Raw genomic sequence first — 13,001 nt, 5'->3', positions numbered from 1 at the left:
AAAGAAATAAACTTATTTCTCTACACCAGCTGGTTGACCTGCAAGTTTTGCATTTGCATAGTCCCAGTTCACAAGGCTTTCTAAGAAAGTTGCGATGTATTTAGGACGTAAGTTACGGAAATCGATGTAGTAAGCATGTTCCCATACGTCAATTGTTAATACAGCAATTTGACCATGTGCAAGTGGAGTGTCTGCATTAGAAGTTTTAGTAATAGAAAGTTTACCGTTTACTTCATCAGCAACTAACCAAGCCCAACCTGAACCGAATTGAGTTGTTGCAGCAGCAGTAAATTCTTCTGCAAATTTTTCGTAGCTACCAAAAGCTTCGTCAATTTTAGCAGCGATTGCGCCAGTAGGCTTACCACCACCGTTTGGCTTCATGCTGTTCCAGTAGAACGTGTGGTTCCAAACTTGAGCAGCGTTGTTGAAAATACCAGCTTTAGATGCATCACCAGCAGTTGCTTTAATGATTTCTTCTAAAGTTTTACCTTCAAGGTCAGTACCTTTGATTAAGTTGTTTAAGTTAACAACATAGGTATTGTGGTGTTTGTCGTGATGGTATTCTAAAGTTTCTTTACTGATATGTGGCGCTAAATCATCATAGCCATATGGAAGTGCAGGTAAAGTAATGGTTGTCATGTTCCTATTCCTTGCATTTGCTGGGTTATACAATATTAAGTGGCTCTATTGTAAATGATTCTGTTCACAATAGGGCATCGTTTTAAAGAACTATACACAATAAAGATCTAATTAATACGCATAACACAGATTGAAAAAAAGACTTAATTAAATCGGATTATTCAATTCAAAATATTCACTTTCAACAGAGAACTGTTTTGAAATAGCTTGTGCCAAACGTTGAACACCATAACGTTCGGTTGCATGGTGACCACAGGCAAAATAATGAACACCTAATTCTTTTGCTTCATAAAAAGTTCGTTCACTGACTTCACCTGAAATGTAAGCATCGCAGTTTTGCAAAGCAGCTTTAGCAATAAAATCTTGAGCGCCCCCTGTACAGAAGCCTACTTTTTGAATGCTTTGTTTTTCAGCTGGTAAGTGAATCACCTTAAAATCAAAACTGTTTTGTAGTTTTGCTTTAAATTCATCTACAGAAAGCGCTTGTTCTAAATAACCAATATTACTAATCGGATGTTTCTCGGTTAAATCAAGGGGTTCTAAATTTTGTAAGTTTAGTTTTTCTGCAATAGCGATATTATTGCCTAAACTTGGATGCGCGTCTAAAGGTAGATGATAAGCCACCAATGAAATATTATTTTGAATAAGTTTTTTAATGCGATTGCCTCGCATACCAGTGATTGGATACGGTTCGCCCTTCCAAAAATAACCGTGGTGTACGAGTAATAAGTCTGCATTTTGAGCAATGGCTGCATCAATCGCATCTTCAGAAGCAGTAACTGCACACAGAATACGTTTTACTTCAGTTGAACCTTCAATTTGCAGGCCATTTGGTGCGTAATCTTTAAACTCTGCTGCTTTTAAGGTTTGGTCGCACCACTGAATAATTTCATGCAAATTCGCCATGATATTTCCTGAATTGAGTAGTAAATAGTTGCTAAAGCTATAGAAACATATTTTGTTGTGTAACTAAAGCTAGACAAATCTTTTTTGACTTTTTTATGTATATCGACATATTTAATTTAAAATGCTTAACTGAAAACTCTTTTTGTTCAATATATTAATTTAATTAAAAACTTCTTTGCGTAGAGGATATGAACGTGCGCCGCACCTTTACATGGTTACCTTGGGTGTTACTTATTATTGTAATTGCCAGTTTTATTGCATGGCAAAAATACCATCAGCCGAAACCAACTGTTGCAGTTGATGGGGTGCAAATGCCTGCTGAGAAAGTTGAGCCACTGGTGGATACTTCTCGAACGGGTGGGGTGGTGTCTTATAGTGCTGCGGTAAAAGTTGCAGCGCCAGCAGTTGTTAATATTTTTACGACCCAGAAAGTTAAACAAAATCATCCTTTATTAAGTGATCCGGTTTTCCGTGAATTTTTTGGAAATCAGGTTCCCGAACAACAACAGCAAAATGAAAATAGCTTAGGTTCAGGGGTTATTGTTCGTGCTGATGGTTATATTCTTACCAATAACCATGTGATTGCTCAAGCTGATCAGATTGTAGTTGCTTTACATGACGGACGTCGTGCAGAAGCTACAATTGTTGGAACTGACCCAGATACCGATTTGGCAGTCATTAAAATCGATTTAGATAAACTGCCAGTATTGCCATTTAAGTTAAGTGGTAATGAGGTAGGCGATGTTGTTTTAGCAATTGGTAACCCATTTGGTGTTGGGCAAACGGTAACCCAAGGTATTGTTTCAGCAACAGGTCGCTCAGATTTAGGTATTAATACCTATGAAGACTTTATTCAAACTGATGCAGCAATTAACCCTGGGAATTCAGGTGGGGCTTTAATTGATGTGGCTGGTAACTTGATTGGTGTGAATACGGCTATTTTTTCACAATCAGGTGGCTCTTTAGGTATTGGCTTCGCAATTCCTGCTAAGGTTTGTCAACAAGTACTCAACTCAATTTTAAAAGATGGTCGTGTAGTTCGTGGCTGGTTAGGTATTAGTTTACTTCCACCTACACAAGATGATGTATTGGCACCAAAACCACCAGTAGGTGTAGTTGTTGCTGATGTATTAAAAAGTGGTCCAGCGGCTTCAGCTGGGATTAAAGTTGGCGATAAAATTGTTCAGGTAAATAATGAACCGATTACTTCGGCTTCTCATTTGATTAATTACGTGGCTTTACAAGCGCCAAATAGCGAAATTAATGTGTTGGTTGAACGAGATGGGAAACAACAAAACTTTGTTGTGACTGTGGGCGAGCGAAAAGCGCAAAATACTCAATCTCAGTATATCCCGCTTCCTAAACGTTAAAACCTCATAAAAAAAAGCCTCACGATGAGGCTTTTTTTTTTATGACTACTGATTAAGAATGGCTAAGACTTTGATGTTGGTTTTTAAACTCAGCTAAAGCCTCAATTCGATATTGAATGAGCATTTCACCAATTTCCGCACCTTTAATGTTCTCTGGTAAATCCTGAACTTTAATAGAGCGAACAATCTGCATGGCTTCACGCATATATTGAGCTTGAGGATACGGACGATCTTCTAGTCCTAATCTTCCTTTTGCATCACACTCACAGGCTTGGACAAAAGCCTCGACTCTTTCTGGGCGACGTAAAACATCTAGGCGTTGTAATAGACGCCATAAAGTGCCTGGTTTTAATGACATAATCTGGTGGCATTTTAAATGTTCTTTACACACTGATAATGCCAATTGCTTAGTTTGTGTTGGAACTCTTAAACGCTCACATAATTGAGTAACCGGTTTAATTCCACGTTCTTCATGCATGATATGACGAGGAAGCTCATCGGCTGGAGTAAGCGCTTTACCCAAATCATGTACTAAAACAGCAAAACGTACATCGAGTGAATAATTAGATTTACAAGCTTGTTGCAGAGACATAAGGGTATGAACGCCACAATCTACCTCAGGATGATATTCAGGACGTTGAGGTACACCGAATAAAGCATCAATCTCTGGGAAAAGATGTTTTAATGCGCCGCAATCACGCAAAGTTTGGAAGTAAATATCAGCATGAGTTTCCATTAAAGCGCGAGAAGTTTCTTTCCATACACGCTCTGGTGTTAATGCATCTAGTTCACCTGACTCTGCCATGGTGTGCATAAGCTGCAAGGTCTCAGGAGCAATTTGAAAACCATATGGGAAATATCGAGCTGCAAAACGAGCGACACGTAAAACCCGTAAAGGATCTTCAGCAAATGCTTCCGAAACATGACGCAAAATTTTATTTTCTAAGTCGCTTTGGCCACCATATGGATCGTATATTTTGCCGTCTTGATCCATGGCTATTGCATTAATAGTTAAGTCACGACGAATTAAGTCGTCTTCTAAACTTACAGTTGTATCAGTAAAAAATTGAAATCCGTGGTATCCCTGACCAGACTTTCGTTCGGTTCGTGCAAGTGCATATTCTTCTTTGGTTTGGGGATGAAGAAACACAGGGAAATCTTTGCCTACAGGTTGGAAACCTTGGGCGAGCATGTGTTCCGGCGTTGCACCGACCACAACATAGTCTTTTTCTTGATAGGGATGCCCAAGTAAATAATCTCGAACAGCACCGCCTACTAAATACACTTGCATGAAAAAACCTCTATTCTTCAAGCAATCATGCTACAGAATAGAGGTTTTCTCAAGTCATTAGAAAGGCTTTTCGTAAAAAGCGGTTTCTAAATTACTTTTCTTGTTGTTGAATCTCAGCAACTGTTAAAGCAGTCATATTGATAAGACGGCGAGTTGTCGCTGTAGGTGTCAAAATATGAACTGGTTTAGCAGCACCTAGCAAAATTGGACCAATTGTAACGTTGTTACCAGAAGTTGCTTTTAACAAGTTAAATGAAATGTTTGCTGCATCTAGGTTCGGCATAATAAGCAAGTTTGCAGAACCTTTAAAACGTGAACCTGGGAAAGCATATTGACGAATGCTTTCGTCTAATGCTGCATCACCATGCATTTCACCTTCAACTTCAAGCTCAGGAGCTTGCTCAGATAAAATACGATAAACTTCACGCATTTTTTGAGCGCTTGAATCAGTCTGGTCGCTACCGAAACTTGAGTGAGAAAGTAAAGCTACACGTGGTGTAATACCAAAGCGACGTACTTCTTCAGCTGCTAAAATTGTCATTTCAGCAAGTTGTTCAGCAGTCGGGTTAGTGTTTACATACGTATCAGCAATAAACAAATTACGATCTTCAAGCATTAATGCATTGAGCGTGAAGAAGTTGTTCATACCTTCTTTAAGGCCAATAACGTTACGTACGAAATCAAGGTGAATGTTATAGCTACTGTAAGTACCACATAACATACCGTCTGCTTTACCAAATTTAACCAGAAGAGATGCGATTAAAGTTGAACGACGGCGAGCTTCACGTTGAGCATATTCAACAGTAATGCCTTTACGTTGCATTGTTTGATAGTAGTCTTTCCAAAACTCTTCATACATCGGGTTTTGTTCTTGATCTACAATCTCAATGTTCACGCCATGTTGTAAGCGTAGACCCAATTTTTTGATGTTTGCTTCAATGACTGCAGTACGACCAACTAAAATTGGTTTAGCTAAATCTTCATCAACTGCAATTTGAACAGCACGTAATACGCGCTCATCTTCACCTTCAGCGTATGCAATACGTTTAGGATCAGTTTTTGCTTGAGCAAAGATTGGTTTCATCAAGAATGCTGAGTTATAAACAAACTCAGAAAGTTTTTGACGATATGCAGAGAAATCTTCGATAGGACGAGTTGCAACACCTGAGTCCATTGCAGCTTTAGCAACAGCAGGTGCAATTTCTAAAATCAAGCGTTGGTCAAGTGGGCGTGGAATTAAGTAGTCACGACCAAATGAAGCAGATTTTTCACCATAAGTTGCTGCATCAGCTTCTACATGAGCCATACGTGCAATTGCGTGTACACATGCAATTTTCATATCTTCGTTAATAGTTGTCGCACCTACGTCAAGTGCACCACGGAAGATATAAGGGAAACATAAAGCGTTGTTTACTTGGTTCGGGTAGTCCGAACGACCAGTTGCCATAATGACATCAGGACGTACTTCATGTGCGTGTTCAGGCAGAATTTCTGGATCTGGGTTTGCCAAAGCAAAGATAATTGGATTTTCAGCCATTTGTTTCACCATATCTTTGGTGAGAATACCCGCAGCTGAAAGCCCCAAGAACATATCTGCATCAGCCATTACTTCATGTAATTGCGTCGCTTTAATGTCTTGTACATAACGTTTTTTAGATTCATCTAAGCCTTCACGTGAAGTCGTAAGTAGACCACGAGAGTCGGCAACAATGATATTTTCTTTATTTACGCCTAGAGCGCAAAGTAAATCTAAACAAGAAAGGGCAGCAGCACCTGCGCCTGAAGCAACAATTTTGATTTCTTCAATTTTCTTGTTAACTAGTTGTAGAGCATTTAATAATGCTGAACCTACAATAATACTTGTACCGTGTTGGTCATCATGGAACACAGGAATTTTCATGCGTTCACGAAGTTTCTTCTCGATATAGAAACATTCTGGCGCTTTGATATCTTCAAGGTTAATACCGCCGAAAGTTGGTTCTAATGAAGCAACAATATCAACGATTTTATCTGGATCGTTTTCAGCAATTTCAATATCAAATACGTCAACACCAGCGAACTTTTTGAACAGAACGCCTTTACCTTCCATTACTGGTTTAGAAGCTAATGGACCGATGTTACCTAAACCAAGAACCGCAGTACCGTTACTTACAACAGCCACTAAGTTGCCACGTGCAGTGTATTTTGCAGCAGCTGAAGGATCACGTTCAATCTCTAAACATGGAGCAGCAACCCCTGGTGAATAAGCTAGAGCCAAATCTCGTTGGTTGACGAGTTGCTTACTAGGCGTGACGCTGATTTTCCCTGGATTTGGATATTCGTGGTAATTTAAAGCGGCCTGTTTTAAAGATTGATCGTCCATCTGAGTCTCTATTTGATACAAAAAAGCAAACTAGTCAAATCACTCATTTAGGGGGAGGCAACTCAGTTCTTTTACTATGCTTTAATTTTTACCAATTAAGAGAATAGTAGACGAATTGCCAATAGCCCCGTAGTGAGCTAAATGCTAAAGAATATAACACTACTTCTTTATTTCTCACAGTCAAAAACGCTCATTTTTGGAAAAACCAGCGCATGTAAAATAGACTGTTAAAACAATTATGAAACATACGTATTTGATTGTAGATATTGAATAATCTGATTTGGATGAAGCGGGCGACTAAAGAAATAGCCTTGTAAAAAATCACATTGTTGTTTTTGTAGATAAATAACTTGTTCTTCAGTTTCAACACCTTCAGCAACCAGTTTAAGCCCCATACTTTTGCCCATTGCAATCATGGCATTGACGATAGCTTCTTGTTTTTGATCACCGATTTTCGAAATAAAGGCTCGATCAATTTTCAAAACATCAATTGGGTATTCGGTTAGATAAGCTAAAGATGAATAGCCAGTACCAAAATCATCGAGTGCAATGGAAATATTGCGTTCTTTAATTGAGTGTAATAGTTTCTTCACATTATCGGTATTGTCCAATAAAGCTGATTCAGTAATTTCTAGTTCTATATTTGAACCATCTAGCTGATATTGCTCTAAGAATTCATCTAAATCATTAAGTAATAGGCCTCGATGAATTTGTTGGGCAACAATATTTACCGATACTTGAATATCTGTATAACCTGCATTTTTCCATTCTTGTAATTGTTTGCCGACTTTATCTAAAACAACTTTACCAATATCAGAAATAAGACTACTACGCTCGGCAAAAGGAATGAACATATTTGGCATAACTAGTCCTTTTTCAGGATGCTGCCAGCGAATTAAAGCTTCAAAGCCCTTAACCGATTTATCATTTAAATTAATTTTCGGTTGGTAATAAACCACAAATTCATCATTTTGAATGGCTTTACGTAGCTCTTGTTCTAAATCTGCTGTCTTATAGGGATTCGTTGTTTTATTACAATAGTAGCTAATAGTATTGCCGCCCAAACGTTTTGCTTCGGACAATGCTTGTTCTGCGTGGTTGTTGAGATGGTCAATTTGTCTGCCGTGCTCAGGAAAACAAGCAACTCCAATAGAGGCTGTAATAAAATATTCTTGCTGATCAATATAAAAAGGGGCATTTAATGCTTGTAATATATTTTGGCAATATTGCTCAATATTTGGGTGAATCGGTGATATTTCATAAATGATTGCAAAATCATCCCCATTTAAATAAGCAACTAAAATGGCATTAATATTGGTAAGTCGTAGACGTTGTGCAAATTGTTTTAGCAGTTCATCACCACTATCATTATTTAGAAATTCATTAAATGCTCTAAATCTATCAATATTAATACGTATTAATGCCAAATTTTTAAAACTATAAGAGGGATTGACTAAATACTGATGTAATTGATTGTAATAATAAAAACGGTTAGGAAGATGAGTTAAACTATCATAATTTTTTAAATAAGATAAATGTTGCTCTTGGCGCTTTTGCTCAGTTAAATCACGTGCAAAACCAATATAATTAATAACTTGGCTGTGTTCATCTTTCACTGCATTAATATGAAGCCATAAATAAACACTCTTACCCGATGCAAACTTTTCATCAAATTGGCCCATATATTCGCCAGTTTTTAGAAGTTGTTGAGTAATTGAGTCATGAAACTGTTGTTGCTGTAATTTCTGATTTATTGCGATGTTAAATAGCTGCTGATTTAATAATTCAGACTTTGAAAAACCAGTTAATTTTTCATAATAGGGGTTAACATCAATATAATTAAGTTTTTCATCTAGAATAAAAATTCCTTCAGCAGCTTGTTCAAGCACAATAGCGCAGAGTCTTAGATGCTCTTGATCTTTTTTTTCCTGATGAATATCTCTGGTCATTCCGACCATGCGTAAAGCTTTATTGGTTTTAGGATCACGGCTAATGACACGGCCTACATCATGAATCCAACGCCAAGAGCCATTACGACGTAAGATACGGAAAGTAATATTGAAATGATCAGATTTTCCTTCCAAGTGTTCTTTTAAACGCTCATCAAATAATTGTCGGTCATTGGGATGGATACGCTCTAATATGGTCTTGAGATGTAAAGAGGTATTTTGCGTTTGTTTTTGCTGATCAAAGAAAGTGATTTCTAGTTTTTGTTTTTCAATATCCCAGTCCCACGGTCGAATACCTGCGGTTTCATGAGCAAATGCTAAATTATGATGATTGCTTTCAAGCCTCTCATTCATTTTAGTTAAGTCATATGTTCTTTCACGTACTTTTTGTTCGAGTAAATGATTATTAAATTGAAGCTGTGCCTCGATATCTTTGGATTTATTTACTTCTTGCTGAAGCTGTACACATAATTCTTCAGCCCATTGTGTATGCTGTTCTGCGACTTGTACGAGTTGTTTATTTTTAAATAGTAGTTGAGAGATTTTTTGATAGTTACGTTGAGTTGCATAAGCACAAAGCAAAGTTGCTACAAAGGCTAAGTTATAAGCAAAGTAAAAAGGAAGTTGCGTGATTTGAGAATGGGTAAATTGACTAATAATGAGTGGAACTGTACTTGGAATAAACAGCAAATAAAAATATCGGGGCTGCTGAGTCAGAAAAGTCAGGCCAATAATGTGTGCTGAGGTAATAAATAGGGCAATGAGGATATGAACATCAGAGACGGATATTAATGTAGCTGGAAGCGAAAAATGAAGAACAATTATATTTATTCCCATTAAAATTCCAGAGAGCAAACAAATACCTTGCAGCGTTAAATCAGTTTTCTTAATAAAATTAATATCACGATACTGGGTTAAAAGTTTTGGAATAAATAATAGACAAGTAAAAGTTAAAACAGTAAAGCCAATTGACCAAATAAATTTAGTAATGTAAGAAATAAAGTAACAAGAGAAAATAATGGCTGAAATCAGACAAAGTAATATTAAGCTAATCAGATACCAGCGAATATATTGAATTGAGAGCCGGAGCTGTTCAATTTTGGTTTGATGCTGTAAATATTCTTCCTGAAGGCCAGACATAAGATTTTTCTATCCTATTTTTTTACATTTATACAGAAAGAATCTGATTTATCAGTGGAAAAAAATTTAAATTAATATTCATACAGTAAAAGTAAGTTAACTTTAATTGTTGATTTAATCAATGTTCAATTAGTTTATATGGATAAAAACCGATAATTTAAAATAGATAATGCAACAACTGGGGCAGTTTCAGTGCGTAATACACGGTCTCCAATGCACCAGTTCATGAAACCTGCTTGATTGGCTTGCGTAATTTCATTTTCACTTAAACCACCCTCTGGACCAATTAAGAGAGCAAGTTCGGGTTGGATCCCTGCCAATACATCTTTTTGTTCTTTTTCAGGAGCTAAAATAAATTTAGATGCAGGAAGATCAGAAGAACTTAACCATTCATGAAGAGAAACTGGCGCTAAAACTTCTGGGACTAAGTTAAGCCCACATTGTTCGCATGCTGCAATTGCAACGGCTTGCCAGTGCTCTAATTTTTTTTGATCTCTGTCATATTTTAAACGCATTTCACAACGTTCACTGGTTAAAAGCTGAATTTTGCTTACACCAAGTTCGGTGGCTTTCTGAATGGCGTAATCCATTCGGTCACCTTTACTCATGACCTGACCAAGAACAGCTTTAAAAGGGGCATCACGGTTTGCAGGATTAAAATTCTCAATGGTGACAAATGCATTTTTTTTATTAATTTCGGTGAGTGTCGCGAGATATTCACCACCTTGCCCATTAAATAGCGTCGCTTGTTCTTGTAGTTTTGCGCGTAAAACACGTACCCAATGATGGAATACCGATTCAGTCAGTTGAATTGTTGAGCCAACTGTAAGTTCAGTTTCGATAAAAAAACGATTCATTGGGTACGCCTTACAAAATTAATTTAAACCAAGATCAACAACAAGTTGACGGGTTGGTTCGACTTGATTCATTGAATAGAAGTGTAAGCTTGGTGCACCACCTGCAATCAGGCGCTCGCATAGCTTAACAACAACTTCATGACCGAAAGCTTTAATACTTTCACTGTCATCGCCGTAGGCTTGTAATTGCTTACGAATCCAACGAGGAATTTCAGCACCAGTACCATCTGCAAAGCGAATTAAGTTACTTGCATTGGTAATTGGCATGATACCAGGAGCTACCGGAATGTTAATTCCTGCACTCTCCAAGCGCTCTATAAAGTAAAAGTACGAATCTGGATTAAAAAAGAATTGGGTAATTCCTGCATTAGCGCCAGCTTGTACTTTTTCAATAAAACGTTGAATATCTGAATCAAGATTTTCAGCTTGAGGATGCATTTCTGGATAAGCTGCAACTTCAATATGAAAATGATCACCTGAGTGCTCACGAATAAAACGTACTAAATCTTGAGCATAAGGAAGCTCGCCAAGTCCAACCTGACCAGATGGTAAGTCGCCACGTAAAGCGACAATACGGTCAATGCCTTGTGCCTTGTACAAATCGAGTAGTTCAGCAATACGTGTCTTATCATCGCCAATACAAGAGAGGTGAGGAGCAACAGGCGTGCCTTTACCGTTGAAATCATCAATGGCAGCAAGCGTACGCTCACGAGTAGAACCACCAGCACCATAAGTAATTGAGAAAAACTCAGGGTTTAATAGCTGTAATTCTTGATGAACAATACGAAGTTTTTCAGCACCAGCATCAGTTTTTGGCGGGAAAAACTCAAAAGAAATAGGTGTACGTTTAGTCATGTCAAATCCTTGTAAACAGCGAAACATTATTTAGAAAAAAGGGCAGTCGGTTCACCGTCTGCCCTTAAATTCTTAGTATTTGTAAGCGTCAGACTTGAATGGTCCCTCAACAGCAACACCTAAGTAATCGGCTTGCTCTTGAGTTAACTGAGTAAGTACACCACCGAAACCTGCAACCATTGCCGCAGCAACTTCTTCGTCAAGTTTCTTAGGAAGAACTTCTACACGAATTTTTGCAGCTTTTTCACTTGCAGGAAGGTCAGCAAATTTCTCTTGGAATAAGTGAATTTGACCTAAAACTTGGTTAGCAAAAGAACCATCCATTACACGTGATGGGTGACCAGTTGCATTACCTAGGTTTACAAGGCGACCTTCAGAAAGAAGGATAAGGTAGTTGTTTTCGTCTTCTGAACGATAAACTTGGTGAACTTGTGGCTTAACTTCAACCCACTTGTAACCACGTAAATACGCAGTGTCGATTTCTGTATCGAAGTGACCGATATTACATACAACTGCACCAGCTTTTAAGCTGTCTAACATTGCTGCATCACACACGTGGTAGTTACCGGTTGTTGTTACAACAAGGTCAGTGTTGCCAAGAAGGTCGTGGTTAATATCTTCTTTTTTGCCTGTTTGTACGCCGTTTTTGTATGGAGATACAACTTCATAGCCGTCCATACATGCTTGCATTGCACAAATTGGGTCGACTTCAGTTACACGAACGATCATGCCTTCTTGACGTAAAGATTGAGCAGAACCTTTACCTACGTCACCGTAACCGATCACAAGCGCACGGCGGCCAGATAAAAGCATATCTGTTGCACGTTTGATTGCGTCATTTAATGAGTGACGGCAACCATATTTGTTGTCGTTTTTAGACTTAGTAACAGAGTCATTTACGTTGATTGCCGGTACTTTTAAAGTGCCGTCTTTCCACATTTCGATAAGACGTTGAACACCTGTTGTGGTTTCTTCGGTAATACCGTGAATGCGCTCTAAAAGAGCAGGATATTTTTCATGAACAAGAGCAGTTAAGTCACCGCCATCGTCCAAAATCATGTTGGCATCCCAAGGTTGACCATTTACATTGATTTGTTGCTCTAGGCACCATACATATTCTTCTTCAGTTTCACCTTTCCAAGCAAAAACTGGAATACCGCGAGCAGCAATTGCAGCAGCAGCGTGGTCTTGAGTTGAGAAAATGTTACATGATGTCCAGCGAACTTCAGCACCTAATTCAACAAGCGTTTCAATTAGAACCGCTGTTTGAATGGTCATGTGAATACAACCAAGAATTTTTGCGCCAGCAAGTGGTTTAGATGCTGCATAGCGTTTACGTAAGCCAATCAAAGCTGGCATTTCTGCTTCAGCAAGTTTGATTTCTTTACGACCGTAGTCAGCAAGTGAGATGTCAGCAACTTTGTAATCTGTAAATGAAGCATTAACCGCGTTCATCAGGATCTCCTAGGAAAAAAATAGTATTGATCATTCTGTTCGCGGATGCCGTTGTTGGTTAAAACGAGTGTTTAACCGATCGTCGAGCCTGGCAAAATGATCTTTAGTGCCGATCATTTGTCGCAGCATCCCTCGACTAGCGAAACATTGTACTTGGAAAAGCTTTTAGTGCCAATC

9 protein-coding genes are annotated in these 13,001 nt (G+C 38.2%); 1 reads left to right on the top strand and 8 read right to left on the bottom strand.

Annotated features, from left to right (window positions below; genetic code table 11):
- Positions 1–12 precede the first annotated feature (12 nt).
- Entirely contained in the window at positions 13–639 is a 627-nt protein-coding gene (locus tag ACH63V_RS06660) for a superoxide dismutase (RefSeq protein ID WP_000208083.1), read from the bottom strand.
- A 147-nt stretch (positions 640–786) separates the two neighbouring features.
- Positions 787–1,545, bottom strand: coding sequence for a Nif3-like dinuclear metal center hexameric protein (locus tag ACH63V_RS06655; protein WP_396463048.1), 759 nt, complete (start codon positions 1,543–1,545; stop codon positions 787–789).
- 194 nt (positions 1,546–1,739) lie between these two features.
- On the opposite strand from ACH63V_RS06655, the gene ACH63V_RS06650 reads away from it, so the two are divergent.
- On the top strand, positions 1,740–2,915 hold the full coding sequence (locus ACH63V_RS06650; RefSeq protein WP_151817802.1) for a S1C family serine protease: 1,176 nt from the start codon (positions 1,740–1,742) through the stop codon (positions 2,913–2,915).
- A gap of 52 nt (positions 2,916–2,967) precedes the next feature.
- Here the strand turns inward: ACH63V_RS06650 and ACH63V_RS06645 are convergent, their stop codons facing one another.
- The 6 genes from ACH63V_RS06645 to ahcY form a co-directional block, all read right to left on the bottom strand.
- A complete protein-coding gene (locus ACH63V_RS06645) occupies positions 2,968–4,206 on the bottom strand; it encodes a multifunctional CCA addition/repair protein (protein ID WP_396463047.1) in 1,239 nt (412 codons plus the stop codon).
- A gap of 91 nt (positions 4,207–4,297) precedes the next feature.
- Positions 4,298–6,568, bottom strand: a complete 2,271-nt coding sequence (locus ACH63V_RS06640) for an NADP-dependent malic enzyme (RefSeq protein ID WP_396463046.1) — start codon at positions 6,566–6,568, stop codon at positions 4,298–4,300.
- A gap of 236 nt (positions 6,569–6,804) precedes the next feature.
- Complete coding sequence (locus tag ACH63V_RS06635) at positions 6,805–9,657, bottom strand: putative bifunctional diguanylate cyclase/phosphodiesterase (RefSeq protein ID WP_396463045.1); 2,853 nt, start codon at positions 9,655–9,657, stop codon at positions 6,805–6,807.
- Between the two features lie 134 nt (positions 9,658–9,791).
- Entirely contained in the window at positions 9,792–10,514 is a 723-nt protein-coding gene (locus tag ACH63V_RS06630) for a 16S rRNA (uracil(1498)-N(3))-methyltransferase (protein WP_396463044.1), read from the bottom strand.
- Between the two features lie 18 nt (positions 10,515–10,532).
- Positions 10,533–11,369, bottom strand: coding sequence for a methylenetetrahydrofolate reductase [NAD(P)H] (gene metF, locus ACH63V_RS06625; protein ID WP_396463043.1), 837 nt, complete (start codon positions 11,367–11,369; stop codon positions 10,533–10,535).
- A 72-nt stretch (positions 11,370–11,441) separates the two neighbouring features.
- On the bottom strand, positions 11,442–12,824 hold the full coding sequence (gene ahcY / locus ACH63V_RS06620; RefSeq protein ID WP_000994845.1) for an adenosylhomocysteinase: 1,383 nt from the start codon (positions 12,822–12,824) through the stop codon (positions 11,442–11,444).
- Positions 12,825–13,001 lie beyond the last annotated feature (177 nt).

The sequence above is a fragment of the Acinetobacter sp. ABJ-A23_2 genome (assembly GCF_044538765.1).
Taxonomy (GTDB): domain Bacteria; phylum Pseudomonadota; class Gammaproteobacteria; order Pseudomonadales; family Moraxellaceae; genus Acinetobacter; species Acinetobacter nosocomialis_A.
This window is presented reverse-complemented; position numbering and strand designations above follow the sequence as displayed.